Here is a 13,977-nt window from a genome sequence, read left to right as displayed (position 1 = left end):
AGCCCGGCCTCCTGTTCCTTCAGCATTCCAATGATCTGCTCTTCCGCGAAACGCGATCGCTTCATGTCCGTCTCCTGAGTTGGACGGACTCTACCCCAAACTGGAGGAGGAACAGGGTCTCAGGTCACCGCCCAAATGTCGTGCTGCATTCGCCAAGTCCTGTCCATGGTCGAGGAAGAGGGTACGTGCGAGGTCGAAGGTTTCGCGTGCGGGTTCAGTATGAGTGAAGTCGAACATCGACTGTCTTTTCTCGGTTTGCGCTGCTCCGTTGCGGCAGCTTCAAGGCCCCCTCCCCTCCTCTCTGGGGGTGTCCGTCGTGGCTTCAAAAGGAAGGTTGGCCGGGCGGAAAAAACACGAAACGAAATTCTGAATTTTTTCAGCGCGGCCGAACCGTGCCGAGAGCTGGACTTGTCTCCCCGGGTTATCTCGAATGCGAACCAAATGTTGGAGCGAAGCGATGGAACAGCGACGGGTCGGACGAACGGATCTGATGATCGACACATTTGGGCTTGGTGGCGCGCCGCTCGGCGGAAACTTCGTCGACTTGGACTATGCCCAGGCGGCCGAACTGATCCGAGCCGCCCAAGAAGCAGGGCTTCGGTATTACGACACGGCACCGTGGTATGGCTTCGGCCGGTCGGAACGCGTCATGGGCGACATGCTGCGCGGTACGGACTACGTCTTGTCGGACAAGGTCGGTCGGCTTCTGAAGCCCGGCGGGGTGGAGAATCCCGCGGACTACGGCATGATCGATCCGCTGCCGTTCCACGTCGCCTACGACTACGGCTATGACGGGATCATGCGAGCCTTCGAGGACAACCTCCAGCGCCTGGGGCTCGACCGCATCGATATCCTGCTGGCACACGACATCGGCGTCTTCACTCATGGCGAGGACAACGCCCGCCATTTCGCAGACCTCGCCGAGGGCGGCTATCGCGCGATGGACGAGCTGCGCAGATCCGCCCAGGTCAAGGCGATCGGCCTCGGCGTCAACGAGAACCAGGTTTGCATGGACGCCCTTGGGATCGGTGAATGGGACGTGTTCCTCCTCGCGGGCCGATACACACTCTTGGAGCAGACACCGATTGATGCGCTCTTCCCAGCCTGCCGGAGCGCCGGCACCACGATCATCTGCGGTGGCCCCTTCAACTCTGGCATCCTCGTGGGTCGTAAAACCTGGAACTACGCGAAAGCCCCGGCGGAGGTAGTCGACAAGGCCCGTGCACTCGCGAAGGTCGCTGATGCATTCGGGGTGCCACTGGCAGCGGCCGCCCTGCAATTCCCACTTGGAAGCGACATCGTCACCTCGGTGATCCCGGGGCCCCGAGACAAGGCCGAGCTCCAGCAGAACCTCGAATGGTTCACGACGCCAATCCCGGATGAACTTTGGATTTCGCTGAAATCGAAAGGTCTGCTACACGAAGCCGCTCCGGTCCCATCAGGGCCCTGAAGAGCTCAAGGCACTCTTCGGCGGGTCCTGACCCGGCAAACTGGTCCAAGCTGCATGCGAATTTTTCGGGCACACTTCCGACGGAGGAGTGCCCAGATGCCCAGGAAGCGATTTTCAGATGAATAGATTGCCTTCGCGCTGAGACAGGCGGAGACAGGAACCACGGTGGGTGAAATCTGCCGCAAGATGCGCGTAGCGGAAGCCACGTTCTTGGCGCAAAGGGGTCAGCACGACGACAATGAGCCGCTCCGAATTGTTATCCAATGCCTACTCCGGATGCTGCGATGCGGCCCGTCATGGGAATGGGGGCCGCACCCGAAGTAGGACTGGTTCGCGCATTTACAGCGTGCAGAGAAGCGACTTTTTGCCTGCCGCTCGCCCCTAACGCGGCACAGGGGTGTCGGTGATACGGCACAGCCCTATGCCTCCACCGTCTCCGCGACCTCGGTCCGGAGCCGTGAGGCCGCCGCACCCGGTTCGGCGCCCCAGACGGCGATCCAGCGATAGAAGATCGGCGTCAGGAACAGGGTGAACACGGTCGCAAATCCCAGCCCCCCGACGATCACCCAGCCGACGGCAATACGGGCTTCGGCGCCGGCGCCTGATGTCACGATCAGGGGCAGGCCGCCGAAGACCGTGGAGACCATCGTCATCATCACCGGCCGGATGCGCAGGCGCAGGGCGTTGCGGATGGCGCTGTCGATATCCTCACCGGCTTCGCGCAGCTGGTTGGCGAACTCGACGATCAGGATGCCGTTCTTAGCCATCACCCCGATCAGCATCACGAGACCGATCTGGCTGTAGTAGTTCAGCGAGCCCCCCGTCAGCGAGATCGCCAGCAGCGCCGCGGCCAGACCGAAGGGCACCGTCATCATGATGACGACCGCGCTGGCAAAGCTTTCGAACTGGGCGGAGAGGACCAGAAGCACGACGATCAGGGCGACGCCGAAGACGGCATAGAGGCCCCCCTCGGTGTCATTCAGCGTCGCGGCCTCGCCGGTGAAGGTGATGCCCATGCCGTCGGGCAGGACCTCGTCCGCGATCTCCAGCACGCGGTCCATCGCGGTCGACAGATCGACCCCCTGGCCGAGGTTCGCCTGCAAGGCCACCGACAGGGCGCCGCCCAGCCGTTCGATCTGGGCATCGCTGACCACGGTTTCGAGCGAGGCCACCGCCGAAAGCGGGATGTAGTCGCCGCTGTCCAGCCGGATGGAGAGGGAGGCGATGTCGGAGGGGTCGTCGATCGGCGGGCCGCCGGGGACGACGTTGACGTCGACTTCCACGTCATCGGAGAAGACGCTGACCGCGACCTCGCCCTGGACCATGGCGCTCACAAGGCGGGTGACGTCGGAGCTGTTCAGCCCCATGTCGCTCGCCGCGGCGGTGTCCACGGTCACTTCGAGCTGCGCATCGACGCTGTTGTTGGAGAGCTGCGGGTTGAGGAAGGTGTCGTCTTGGGACATGGCCGCGACGAGGCTGTCGGCCGCCTCCGTCATGTTGGCAAGGTTCGTGCCGGTGACCGCGAATCCAAGCCCGCCGCCCGCGCCGCGGATGTTGAGGCTGTTGGTGGAGCGCGCGCTGACCTGCACCCCGGGCACCGCCGACAACTGGCCGCTGATCTGCGCGATCAGTTCCTGCTGGCTGAAGTCGCGCTCGGCCCAGTCGGGCAGGCGCACGACGATGAAGGCGCTGTTGCCGCCGCCGATGCCGATGATGCTCTGTACCGCTGCGACCTGACCGTTCTCCAGATAGGGTGCGAGGATGTCCTCGACCAGCATGACCTGCGTGTCGAGATACTCGACGGTGGTGTCCGATGCTCCGCGCGCCTGCACGAGAAAGAAGCCGCGGTCTTCGTCGGGGGTGATGGTGGAGGGCAGCGTCGCGGCCGCGCCCAGGGCGATCATGGCAAAGCCGATGGCGACGGAGAGCACGAGCAGCGGTGTGCGGATGGCGAAATCCATCACCTTGTCGAAGGCGCGTGCGAGCGCGCCTGGCCTGGTGTCCCCGACCTCGACCGACGACCTCCCCGGATCGAGCAGGGCCGCCAGAACCGGCGCCAGCGTGAGCGCCGTGATCGACGACAGGGTGACCGCGAAGGCCAGCACGAAGCCGAACTCGGAGAACACGCCGCCGGCCTGACCGGGCAGAAAGGAGATCGGGATGAACACGGCCGCCAAGGTGGCCGTCGTCGAAATGACGGCGAAGAACACCTCGTTCGTTCCGGAGGCGGCGGCGGCGAAGGCCCCCATGCCGGATTTGCGTTTGCGCACGATGTTCTCGATCACGACGATGGCGTCGTCCACGACCATGCCCGTCGCCAGAACCAGTGCCAGAAGGCTGATCGTGTTGACCGAGAACCCGGTGAGCCAGATCGCGGCCAGCGTGCCGATCAGGGCCACGGGGATCGTCACGGCGGGGATGAGCGTCGCCCGCGGCGAGCGCAGGAACACGAAGATCACCGCGACCACGATCACCGTGGCCAGCAGGATGGATTTGACCACCTCGTTGATCGAGCCCTCGATGAAGATACCGTCATCCGAGGTCACCAGAAGCTGCACGCCCTCGGGCAGCTGGTCGCGCAGCTCCTCGACGGCGGTGCCCACGTCGCGCGAGATCTCCAGCGTGTTGCCGACGGATTGCCGGGTGATGTCGAGGCTGACGGCGGTTTCGCCGTTCACCCGCGTGTAGACGCTCGCGTCTTCCGGGATCAGCTGGACGAAGGCCACGTCGGCCACCTGGGTGGTGTCGTTGATCGGCAGCTGGTTGATGCTGTCGACGGTGACCTCGTCGTTGCCGACGCGAAGGGACAGGGTCTGGGACTGCGTCGAAAGCGAACCCAGTGCCGTGTCGTCCCGCAGCTGGGCCAGCGCGGTGGAGACGTCGAAGACGGTCAGGCCACGGCTCAGCAGGGAGGGCATGTTCACCGCCACGCGGAACTCGTTGGCCCGGTTGCCGCGCACGGTCACCTCGGCGATGCCCTCGATCAGGGACAGGCGCTCGTAGACAGTGCCTTCGGCGAGCTGGGTCAGCTCGTCGAAGCTGGCATCGCCCAGAAGGGCGAGGCGGATGATCGCGTCCGCGTTGCTGTCGCTCTTGCTCACGCTGGGGTCGTCGATGTCGTCTGGCAGGGAGCGAAGTGTGCTCGACACGATCTCGCGCGCCTCGTTGGCGGCGACGTCGACATCCGTGCCATCGGACAGGTCGATGGTGATGCTGCTCGACCCGGCGCTGGAGGTCGATTCGATGTAGGACATGCCCTCGAGCGCGCTCAGCGCGTCCTCGAGAACCTGTGTCACCTCAGTGTCCACGGTGCTTGCCACCGCACCCTCATAGGTGGTCCGCACCGACAGCACGGGCTGATCCACGTCGGGCATCTCGCGGATGTCGACGCTGGTAAGCGCCGCAAGCCCCGCGATGATGATGAGAAGGTTGAGCACGATCCCGAAGATCGGCCGCGCCACGAAGGTGTCGGCGAACCCGGCCTTGTGCGCCCGCTTTTCGATGCTCATGCGCCCGACCCCTTGCCGGCATCCGCCGTGGTAACCTGTGCCCCGTCGCGCAGCTTCGACGCGCCTTCGGTCACGACCTGCGCGCCTACGGGGGCGTCGGTCTCGATCCAGACTTGGTCGCCGTCGCGATACCGGACGGTGACAGGAACGCGGCTCGTGCGGCCGTCCTCGGCGACCCAGATGCCCGCGCCGGATCGGTCCCAGGTGATCGCGGTGGCGGGCACGACGGGCAAGGGGGCCGTCTCTTCGGTCATGCGGATCGTGAAGGTCATGCCCGACAGCAGCAGCCCTTCGGCATTGTCGATCTGCGCCCGCACGGTGGCGCTGCGGGTCACGCTGTCGAGGCGGCTGTCGTAGGAGGTGATGGTGCCCTCGAAGACCCGCCCCTCGTAGGTCGGCGTCGTGACGAGCACCGGCTTGCCCTCGGCCAGCAATCCGATCGAGCGTTCGGGGACCTCGAATGTCGCCAGCAGGGTCGCGGAGTCGTCGATCGTCACGATGGCATCACCATTGGACAACCGGTCCCCGACCGTGACGTCGCTCAGCCCCAGACGCCCGGAGATCGGCGCGACCACGGTGCGGTCCTCCAGTGCGACCTCGGCCAGTCCGACCTCGACCTCGGCCAGCCGCAGCGCAACTTCGGCCTCGGACAGGGCGACATCCGTCACGACGGCGCTGCCATCTTGGTGAAGCCCTTGGTAACGGGTGACGGTGGCTTGCGCCTGATCGCGGTTGGCGCGCGCGCTTTCCAGTGCGAGTTGTTCGGTGCGATCATCCAGACGCAGCAGAACGTCTCCCTTTTCAACCAGCCTGTTGGCTTGCAGCGCGGCTTCGACAACCTCGCCGGCCTCGGTGGCGATCACTTCGGACCGGCGCAGGGAGACGGCGCTGCCGACCGTGCGCAGAACCAGCGTGTAGGCGCGCTCTTCGAGCGGGGCGAGAACGACGGTCGTTTCCCGCCCCTGCCCCGGCGGGCCGCCCGGCGGGCCCCCGGCCGCGCCGCGCGGCGCCTCGGCCTCTTCGGCAGGTGCGGAGGTGCCGCCCCAGATCTGCGCGACCTGCTCGGGCACGCCGAAGGCAATGCTGTAGGCCCCTGCAAGGACGCCCAGCGAAAGGATGAGAACGATCAATTTCTTCAAGGTCTTCTCAGCTCCTAAATGTGCTTCGCCCGTCGGGACGTTCTTTGCGTTGGACCCACGGCATCGACGCCGTGGGTCGTGGTTTGGCACCCGTTGAGGACCGTGATTCTCGAGGCGTCTCGACACCTCCTATGGACCATGCGCCGAGGAAACTGACCGTCCTCGGACAAAGGGTTTTGTCGCAAATTGTCGCGGGATGCCGGCGTGATACATTCTGGAGCAAACAAGCTGACACGGACCGGGTCAGTCGCGAACGGTCCATGTCTTGAAGCTCTGGTCGAGTTCATCACAGGCCGCCAGAAGCAGGTCCCGCGACTGGAAAGGTCCGGCGTCGTCGATTTGGGCGCTGACCGTCACGCATTGCGTTGCATCGCTGCCCAGATGGATCTGACCGGTCTCGGTATCGTATTCAAAGCGCTGGTTCGGATCGGTATCGTCGCAGGCGATCAGTCCGAAGGGGTTTTCCTCGTCGTCCGGCGCGTTGTACGCCATGCACAAGCCCGCGTAGGTCGCCGATTCAATCCTCTCGCTCTCCGGTGCATAGGAGAACAGCACGTCGTCCCCCGTCGGTTTGCAGGAATGCGCGTGAAGCTGATCGCTTTCCCCGCGACCTTCGGTGTCGATGCACCAGCCGAGATTGGCCTCTTCGTCGAGATTGTCCGAGAGGTAGATGACCGGCCCTTCGGTCTGGATGACGGGGCTATCGGCCAGCGACACTTGAGGCAGGATGAAACCTGCGATCGCGGCGAGAACGGCGGTGCTGAGCGAAGCACCTCTTGTCAGACTTGACGTAAGTTCGGGCATTTTCGACCAACTCCTGCTTCTTCCAGATCATTTGCGAGCGAACGTGCCGTGCCTTTCCGTCGGGCACGGTCGGACGGGCGCTTGGTTATTCGCCAAACCGGTCCTGAAAGGCGCGAATGCGCGCGGCGTTCACGCCTTGGTCGCTGCGCCCCACTCGGGACACGCCCCGCATATCGATACGGCTGCCCTCGTCCTGCGCCGCAACGACAACCACCACGTCATCGGCAAAGTAGAAAACGGACGTGCGCGCCGTCGCTTCGAAGCGAAGCCGATCCGGGTCCGAGGCGACGATGTCCCACCCCATGTCTTCGGCGACCGTCAGGGCGCGCTGATAGGCAGCGTCGGGGGACAGATCCGTCTCGAGCGGCGCGATATCGGGATAGCTGGCGGCCTGCGCGGCAGCCAGTTCGGCCCCGCCGTAGTCCAGCGTGTTGCTGGCCCCCGCACGGGTCTCGTCGAGGACTTCGAACTCGGGCGGGTTCACCGTATCGGTCGAAATGTCGTGGATCGGAGCGGCGCGCGGAGGCGGGTTGATCGCGCTGGCGATCGTGGGGGCCAGACAGGCCACCCCGATCACGGCCGCAAGACCACCGGCAAGTGCGCCCTTTCGCTCCTTGCGCACGGCATGGATGACCACCGCGAGCAGGCCCAGCCCCGCGACGGTCGCGCCCAGAGGGGTGAGGTAGGTCCGATAGAGGCCAAAGCCCACGATCGGCTCCCAGAGCCCGAATCGTGCGCCAAACAGCATGAGCGCCACGCCGACGAGACCGGCAATAGCGACGAACAACGCAATCTTTCCAGCGTGTTGCAAGACATCGTCCTTTCATCTCACCAAAGGCAACCCGACCTGTGCAGTTCGGGTCAGCGGGCCGTTCGGCGTTCGGGATTGAAACCGGGAAGACAGGTAGCATAACTTAGTTTGTATACAAACCATTTCATGTTAAAGGCAGGTATGACGACACAGCATGCCAAGTTTCACGCGCTGCTCCACAGCGCCGATCTGCTCGAAAAGCGCCTGACCGAACGGCTCGCCCCTTTGGGCGTTCGGCCGCGTCAGGCCAGAATCCTCGTGGCGATCGACGTCATCGGTCCGACGTCACAGACGGTCCTGGCGCGCGAGTTCGATATTACCAAAGGCAGCATGAGTACGATGATCGACCGGCTTCTGACCCTCAATCTCGTCGTGCGCCACAAAAGCGAGAAGGACAAACGCGGTGATGTCATTGCGCTGTCCCCGGCTGGCGCGCGTATGGTCGTAGATATTCGCAGTGCATGGCAGGATATGGATATCATGATCGGATCGATGCTCGGGGCGGAGAAAGAACAGATCTTGTTTGAGCTTGCCCGCGAGTTGAGAACTGCCCTCGGGGGGGTAATACCGGGTGAAGGTCAGCTAAAGAGGGCCGACTGATTAGCGCTGCGGTGATGGCGGTCTTCTTCAAAAATTGACCCTATCGCCGCCTTTTAGCGCGAGGATTTCTCGCGCCTCGTCCGGCGTGGCGACTTCGCAACCGAGATCCTCGACGATCCGGCGAATCTTGGTGACCTGCTGGGCGTTGCTTTCGGCCAGCTTTCCACGCGAAATGAACAGGCTGTCTTCCAGACCGACGCGCACGTTGCCGCCCATCTGGCTCGCGGTCGTGGCGAGGGTCATCTGCGCGCCGCCTGCGCCCAGAACCGACCATCGGTAATCGTTGCCAAAAAGGCGGTCGGCGGTGCGTTTCATGAACACCAGGTTATCGACCTCCGGCCCGATGCCGCCGAGGATGCCGAAAATGAACTGGATGAACACTGGCGCTTTGAACAGGCCGATATCCATACAAAATTTCAGATTGTAGAGGTGGCCGACGTCATAGCATTCATGCTCGAACTTGATGTCGTGCGGGGCCAGCGTGTCGGCGGCCTCCTTGATGTCGCGGAAGGTGTTGCGGAAGATGTTGCCGTCGGAGTTGGCGACGTAGTCCTTCTCCCAGTCGAATTTCCAGTCGTCCTCCTTGAAGCGATTGGCGAGCGGGTGGAACGAAAAGTTCATGCTTCCCATGTTCAGTGAGCACATCTCGGGACTGAAGGTCTTGGCCGGCGTTATTCGGTCTTGGATCGACAGCGACAGCGAGCCACCGGTGGAGATATTCAGCACCGCATCCGTCGCCTGCTTGATCCGCGGCAGGAAGGGCTGGAAATCCTTGACGTCGACCGACGGCGCGCCGGTCTCGTTGTCTCGGGCGTGCAAGTGCAGGATCGACGCACCGGCCTCAGCCGCCGCGACGGCCTGCTGCGCGATATCGTCATAGGAATAAGGCAACGCGTCCGACATGGTGGGGGTGTGGATCGCGCCTGTGATGGCGCAGGTGATGACGGTTTTCTGACGTGCCATGGGTCAGACTCCTTTGGTATGGTCCGCAATCACGACGCGGTAGCCGAGTGGAAAGAGTTGCAGATTGAAGCGGTGCCGGATGAAGCCCCAGATGCCGTGCGGCGCCTTCAGCATCACCACGATGGCAACGAGACCGAGGACCATCAGGTAGATGGTGCCAAGGTCCGCCAGCGTTTCACGCAGCAGGAAGAAGACCAGCGTGCCGATGATCGGGCCCTCGATGGTGCCGATCCCGCCGATAACGACGATGAAGATCACGAAGGCGGTCCAGTCATTGACGCTGAACGCGGCGTCGGGGGAGATACGTAGCTTTTGCAGAAAAATCAGCGCGCCGATCACGGCGGTCAGGCCGGAGGTGACGACATAGACGAAGAACTTCGTCCGCCAGATGTCGATGCCCAGCGAGGCTGAGGCCAACTCGTTGTCGCGGATCGCGGTCAACGCCAACCCCTTGCGCGAGCGCAGCAGCAGGTAGACGGCGGTGACGACGATCAACGCCGCGCCGAGTGCCAGCCAGTAGCTGAGTGCCTCTCGTGCCGAGCGATCATCGGCCATGGAGCGCACGATATCGGTGGGCAACGAGGTGCCGGAGCCGCCTCCCAATGCCGAAACCTGTGCGAAGACCAGCCGGAAGACCTCGGCCATGACCCAGGTGCCAATGGCGAAATAGGCCCCCCTAAGGCGGAAGATCAACGCTGCAACGGGGATCGAGATCAGCGCGCCGAGCACGCCCGCCAGAGCAATGGCAACCAGCGGGGGCAGACCCGCAAATATGGTCAGCGCGAACAGCATGTAACCGCCGAAGCCGACATAGGCCTGCTGTCCGACCGAGACCAGCCCGGCGTAGCCCGCCAGCAGGTTCCACAGCGAGGCCAGCGCGAGGTAGAGAAAGACCTCGCCCATCAGCCGCAGATCGGCCCGGCCCGCCCAGTACGGCGCGGCGATCAGGATCACGACGATCAGCGCACCGAGCGCGGCCGCGACCTTCGCGGCGTTAGAGGTACGGCTTACCCGGATATCTGTGTTCATCCGCTGATCCTCGGGAATAGGCCGTTGGGACGCACGGCAAGAATGACGAGAAAGGCGATGTGGCCAGCCAGAAGCTGCCAGCCGGGGTTGATCGTCGCGCCCAAGGTCTGAGCAACGCCAAGGATGACGCCACCGACAAGCGTGCCCCAGAGGTTTCCAAGACCACCGATGATCACTGCCTCGAAGCCGAAAATGAGTCGCCCGCCACCGACCGACGGGTCGAAGCTGGTGCGGATACCCAGCAGAATGCCCGCAACCGCCGTCACTGCGAGCGCGAGCGCCATGGCGAGTCCGAAGACATGGCGCTTGTTCAGGCCCATGAGCTGAGCGATATCTTGGTTGTCCGACGTGGCACGAAAGGCGCGGCCCAGCGGCGTGCGATAGAAGGTCCATTGCAGCCCCGCGATGACTGCGACTGCGATAGCGAAGGTAAGCAGCGGCAACAGTCCCAGCGACAGCGGGCCGAGCGCGACCGAGGCAGTCTCAAGCACACCGGCGTCCATTTTCTGCGGATCGGCGGAATAGCCTTCCAGCAGAGCGTTCTGGATAATCACTGATAGCCCGAAGGTGACAAGCAGAGGCGGCAGGATGTCATCGCCCAGGGTATGGTTCAGCACCCCCCGTTGCAGCACATAGCCGATCCCGGCCATCGCCGGCACCACAACGATTAGCGCCACCAGCGGATGCACTCCCAGCACAACGGTCGTGGTCAGCCCCAGATAGGCAGCCAGAACGATCAGATCGCCATGCGCAATATTGACCAGCCGCATCACTCCGAAGATCAGCGACAGCCCGGCGGCAAAGAGCGCATAGAGCCCCCCCAGCAAGGTGCCCTGAACCACTGCATTCAAGAAATCCATGTCATTCCACTCCGAAATAGGCGCGCGCGATATCTTCGCGCGAAACTGCGTCGGACCTGCCCTCGAGCGACACCCGACCCTCTTGCAGGCAGTAGACACGGGACGACACGGCAAGCGCCTTGGTGATGTCCTGCTCGACGATCACCGCGCTCATGCCGCCGCCGACGATGCCGGGCAGCGCCTTATAGATGTCGCGGATGATGACCGGCGCGAGGCCGAGGCTGATCTCGTCGAACATGATCAGGTCGGGGTTGGCCATCAGTGCCCGGCCGATGGCGACCATCTGCTGCTGACCGCCCGAGAGCGAGGTCGAGGCCTGCGCCTTGCGTTCCTCCAAGATAGGGAAGAGGTCATAGACCTTGCGCAGGTTCCACGGGCCCTCGCGATTAACCCTCCCGCCGATCATCAGGTTCTCCTCGACCGAGAGTGAGGGAAAGAGCTGTCGGCCCTCGGGCACCATGGCGAGGCCCATCTGCGCCACCACGTCGGGGCGCGCATTGCCGATCGACCTGCCGCGATAGGTGATCTGCGACGCCTCGTTCCCGATCAGCCCGGCGATCGAGCGCAGCAGCGTCGTCTTGCCGGCGCCGTTGGCCCCGATAATGGCCAAGACTTCACCCTCGCTGACCTCCAGGTCGACGCCGTAGAGCGCTTGGAAATCACCATAGAAGGCATCGAGGCCGGTGAGCGTCAGGATCGGTTCAGGCATCGGCCTCAATCCCCAGGTAGATTTCCTGCACTTCCGGGCTCTCCATAATCGCCCGGGGTTCGCCCTCGGCGATCTTGCGGCCGAAATCGATCACGATCAGCCGCTCGACCACCGCCATCAGCGCGTGCACCACGTGTTCGATCCAGATGATCGAGACGCCGCTGGCGTGGATCGACTTGATGGTGGCGATCAGAGATGTGCATTCCGCCTCGGTCAGCCCCCCCGCGATCTCGTCGAGCAAGAGCAGGCGGGGCTTGGCGCAAAGCGCGCGGGTCAGTTCAAGCCGCTTGCGGTTGAGCAAGGTCAGCCCGCCGGCGCGGTCGTTGGCCTTTCCCAGAAGCTCGGTCTGGTCGAGCACGTCGATGCAGAGCCGCTCGGCCTCGCGTCCGGACAGACCGGCGGATTGCGTGGCCGCCACCATCGCATTCTCGAACACCGTCATATGGGTGAAAGGCTGCGGCACTTGGAAGCTGCGGGCGATGCCGGCGCGTGATCGGCGCGCGGCACTCATGCGGGTAATGTCCTCGCCTTCAAAGCTGATGCGCCCGCTATCAGCCATGAGCGTGCCGGTGATCAGATTGAACATCGAGGTCTTGCCGGCACCGTTGGGACCGAGCACGCCAAGCGCCTCGCCTTTTGCCAGCCCATAGCTGAGGCCGTCAGCGACGGTGACAGCGCCGAAGGATTTCGACACGCCGTCGAGTTGAAGGATCTGCGCCATCGGGGTCTCCCATCGGCGGTGTCAGGCGGCGGCACCCGCCGCCCCTTTGGGGTCAGAGAAGTTTCAGCTCACCGGTAAGCGGAATGTCCGGTGCCGCGGAATTGGCCACGATCTTGAGATCAAAGGCATCGCCCTCCTTCTGCCACTGGCCGGCGACCAACGGCGTCTTGGTAACGTTGTTGATCGGCCCGTTCGACCAGTCGACCGGGCCGACGATGGTGTCGAGCTTGGTCTCTGGGATCGCCGCAGCGATTGATTCGTAGTCATCCAGGTCCTCGGCGCGTCTGACGACATCCGCCACCACTTCGAAGAGCGCATGCTTGAAGCCGATGGGCTGGGTCCAGGGGCGGCCCGAGGCGGCAGCATAGCCCTCGGCCAAATCCTTGGCACTGGCGCCGGTGAGTGATGAGTTGAACGGATGGTTGGGCGACCACCAGACCTCGGACGAGAGGCCATCGCCTCGGTCGCCCAGCGACTCGATTACCGAAGGAAAAAGCAGCGCCTTGCCGATGGTCACGATCTTGGGGCTAAAGCCCTGCTGCGCCGCCTGTGACCAGAAGGTAGCAAAGTCGGGCGCGATCATGTTGCCGGTCACGATCTCTGCGCCGGCGTCCTTGAAGGCGTTGATGTAGTTGGAGAAGTCATCGGTCAAAGGCTGATACCGCCCGGGATCGGTCAGGTCGTAGCCGGCGGCGGCCAGCGGTTTGGGCAGGCCCAGCTCGGCGTCGCCCCAAGCATTGCCGTCGGCGTCGTTCGGAAACAGCCCTCCGACCACCTTCGTCACGCCGGATTGGTCCCACATGTCGAGGAAGGCACCAATCACGTCCTCAAGTCCCCAGAAGAAGTGATAGGTATAGTCGAACCCTTCGCCTGGCACGCCGTTGCGGCCAAAGAAATAAGGCTGCCAAGGGCAATCCGTGGTGATGCAGGGCACCTCGTTGATCTCGGCCTGGTCCGAGACCGGGTTCACGGTGTCGGGGGTAGACGCGGCGACGATGATGTCGACCTCGTCTCCGAGGATCAGGTCGGCAGCCACTTCGGCGGCACGGTTCGGGTTGGACTGACTGTCCTTCGAGATGATCTCGATGTTCCAGATTTTGCCGTTGTTTTCGACACCGGCGTTGAAGTGGTCCTGAATGGCGGCCAGCACGTAGTCATCGGCCTCGGCAAACCCGGCCAGCGGCCCGGTGCGCGGGCTGACATGACCGACTCTCAATGTCGGGGTCTGCGCGTAGGCGCGGGTTCCGCGCAGGATCGCCGGGGCGGCCAGCATCGCGGCGGAACCGGTCAGGAACCGGCGACGTGTGGGGGTTAGCAGTTTTTTCATGTTTGTCTCCTCCTCCCGGCCTCCCCGCCGGGTTTGATCTGAAGTCAGGGCAGTT

The 13,977-nt window shown here is 63.7% G+C and carries 12 protein-coding genes; 2 read left to right on the top strand and 10 right to left on the bottom strand.

All coding sequences use genetic code 11. The features are described 5' to 3' along the window. Positions 1-490 precede the first annotated feature (490 nt). On the top strand, positions 491-1,450 hold the full coding sequence (locus LOS8367_RS12705) for an aldo/keto reductase (RefSeq protein ID WP_242665582.1): 960 nt from the start codon (positions 491-493) through the stop codon (positions 1,448-1,450). A gap of 419 nt (positions 1,451-1,869) precedes the next feature. On the opposite strand, the gene LOS8367_RS12700 is transcribed toward LOS8367_RS12705, so the two are convergent. The 4 genes from LOS8367_RS12700 to LOS8367_RS12685 all read right to left on the bottom strand — a co-directional run bounded on the left by LOS8367_RS12700 (position 1,870) and on the right by LOS8367_RS12685 (position 7,713). After that, positions 1,870-4,959, bottom strand: a complete 3,090-nt coding sequence (locus LOS8367_RS12700; RefSeq protein ID WP_085896896.1) for an efflux RND transporter permease subunit — start codon at positions 4,957-4,959, stop codon at positions 1,870-1,872. After that, positions 4,956-6,089 (bottom strand): efflux RND transporter periplasmic adaptor subunit, encoded by a 1,134-nt coding sequence (locus tag LOS8367_RS12695; protein ID WP_242665581.1) that lies wholly within the window; start codon positions 6,087-6,089, stop codon positions 4,956-4,958. Before LOS8367_RS12695 ends, LOS8367_RS12700 begins: the two co-directional genes overlap by 4 nt. Positions 6,090-6,341: 252 nt before the next feature. Continuing rightward, positions 6,342-6,902, bottom strand: coding sequence for a ricin-type beta-trefoil lectin domain protein (locus tag LOS8367_RS12690; protein WP_085896894.1), 561 nt, complete (start codon positions 6,900-6,902; stop codon positions 6,342-6,344). An 85-nt stretch (positions 6,903-6,987) separates the two neighbouring features. Next, positions 6,988-7,713: a DUF1499 domain-containing protein gene (locus LOS8367_RS12685; RefSeq protein WP_207569262.1), complete on the bottom strand. Its 726-nt coding sequence runs from the start codon at positions 7,711-7,713 to the stop codon at positions 6,988-6,990. 141 nt (positions 7,714-7,854) lie between these two features. On the opposite strand from LOS8367_RS12685, the gene LOS8367_RS12680 reads away from it, so the two are divergent. Next, complete coding sequence (locus tag LOS8367_RS12680; protein WP_165761462.1) at positions 7,855-8,313, top strand: MarR family winged helix-turn-helix transcriptional regulator; 459 nt, start codon at positions 7,855-7,857, stop codon at positions 8,311-8,313. A 27-nt stretch (positions 8,314-8,340) separates the two neighbouring features. Here LOS8367_RS12680 and kce read toward each other — a convergent pair whose 3' ends face one another. Genes kce through LOS8367_RS12650 form a run of 6 tightly spaced genes read right to left on the bottom strand, consistent with a single transcriptional unit; the run spans position 8,341 to position 13,922 of the window. Further along, a complete protein-coding gene (gene kce, locus LOS8367_RS12675; protein WP_085896892.1) occupies positions 8,341-9,276 on the bottom strand; it encodes a 3,5-dioxohexanoate:acetyl-CoA acetone transferase in 936 nt (311 codons plus the stop codon). Between the two features lie 3 nt (positions 9,277-9,279). Next, positions 9,280-10,305: a branched-chain amino acid ABC transporter permease gene (locus LOS8367_RS12670; RefSeq protein WP_085896891.1), complete on the bottom strand. Its 1,026-nt coding sequence runs from the start codon at positions 10,303-10,305 to the stop codon at positions 9,280-9,282. Further along, positions 10,302-11,165, bottom strand: a complete 864-nt coding sequence (locus tag LOS8367_RS12665) for a branched-chain amino acid ABC transporter permease (RefSeq protein ID WP_085896890.1) — start codon at positions 11,163-11,165, stop codon at positions 10,302-10,304. The genes LOS8367_RS12670 and LOS8367_RS12665 overlap by 4 nt, the downstream gene beginning before the upstream one ends. Position 11,166: 1 nt before the next feature. Beyond that, complete coding sequence (locus LOS8367_RS12660) at positions 11,167-11,874, bottom strand: ABC transporter ATP-binding protein (RefSeq protein ID WP_085896889.1); 708 nt, start codon at positions 11,872-11,874, stop codon at positions 11,167-11,169. Beyond that, entirely contained in the window at positions 11,867-12,595 is a 729-nt protein-coding gene (locus LOS8367_RS12655) for an ABC transporter ATP-binding protein (protein WP_085896888.1), read from the bottom strand. Before LOS8367_RS12655 ends, LOS8367_RS12660 begins: the two co-directional genes overlap by 8 nt. Before the next feature lie 52 nt (positions 12,596-12,647). Continuing rightward, positions 12,648-13,922 carry an ABC transporter substrate-binding protein gene (locus tag LOS8367_RS12650; protein ID WP_085896887.1) on the bottom strand — a complete coding sequence of 425 codons (1,275 nt, stop codon included), beginning with the start codon at positions 13,920-13,922 and terminating at the stop codon, positions 12,648-12,650. Positions 13,923-13,977 lie beyond the last annotated feature (55 nt).

It is taken from the genome of Limimaricola soesokkakensis (assembly GCF_900172345.1).
Taxonomy (GTDB): Bacteria; Pseudomonadota; Alphaproteobacteria; order Rhodobacterales; family Rhodobacteraceae; genus Limimaricola; species Limimaricola soesokkakensis.
This window is presented reverse-complemented; position numbering and strand designations above follow the sequence as displayed.

What these genes read in the sequence shown, in the direction of transcription:
- LOS8367_RS12705 (WP_242665582.1), top strand. Translation starts at nt 491, where the DNA reads ATGATCGACACATTTGGGCTTGGTGGCGCGCCGCTCGGCGGAAACTTC.
- LOS8367_RS12700 (WP_085896896.1), bottom strand. Translation starts at nt 4,959, where the DNA reads ATGAGCATCGAAAAGCGGGCGCACAAGGCCGGGTTCGCCGACACCTTC.
- LOS8367_RS12690 (WP_085896894.1), bottom strand. Translation starts at nt 6,902, where the DNA reads ATGCCCGAACTTACGTCAAGTCTGACAAGAGGTGCTTCGCTCAGCACC.
- LOS8367_RS12680 (WP_165761462.1), top strand. Translation starts at nt 7,855, where the DNA reads ATGACGACACAGCATGCCAAGTTTCACGCGCTGCTCCACAGCGCCGAT.
- kce (WP_085896892.1), bottom strand. Translation starts at nt 9,276, where the DNA reads ATGGCACGTCAGAAAACCGTCATCACCTGCGCCATCACAGGCGCGATC.
- LOS8367_RS12670 (WP_085896891.1), bottom strand. Translation starts at nt 10,305, where the DNA reads ATGAACACAGATATCCGGGTAAGCCGTACCTCTAACGCCGCGAAGGTC.
- LOS8367_RS12665 (WP_085896890.1), bottom strand. Translation starts at nt 11,165, where the DNA reads ATGGATTTCTTGAATGCAGTGGTTCAGGGCACCTTGCTGGGGGGGCTC.
- LOS8367_RS12660 (WP_085896889.1), bottom strand. Translation starts at nt 11,874, where the DNA reads ATGCCTGAACCGATCCTGACGCTCACCGGCCTCGATGCCTTCTATGGT.
- LOS8367_RS12655 (WP_085896888.1), bottom strand. Translation starts at nt 12,595, where the DNA reads ATGGCGCAGATCCTTCAACTCGACGGCGTGTCGAAATCCTTCGGCGCT.
- LOS8367_RS12650 (WP_085896887.1), bottom strand. Translation starts at nt 13,922, where the DNA reads ATGAAAAAACTGCTAACCCCCACACGTCGCCGGTTCCTGACCGGTTCC.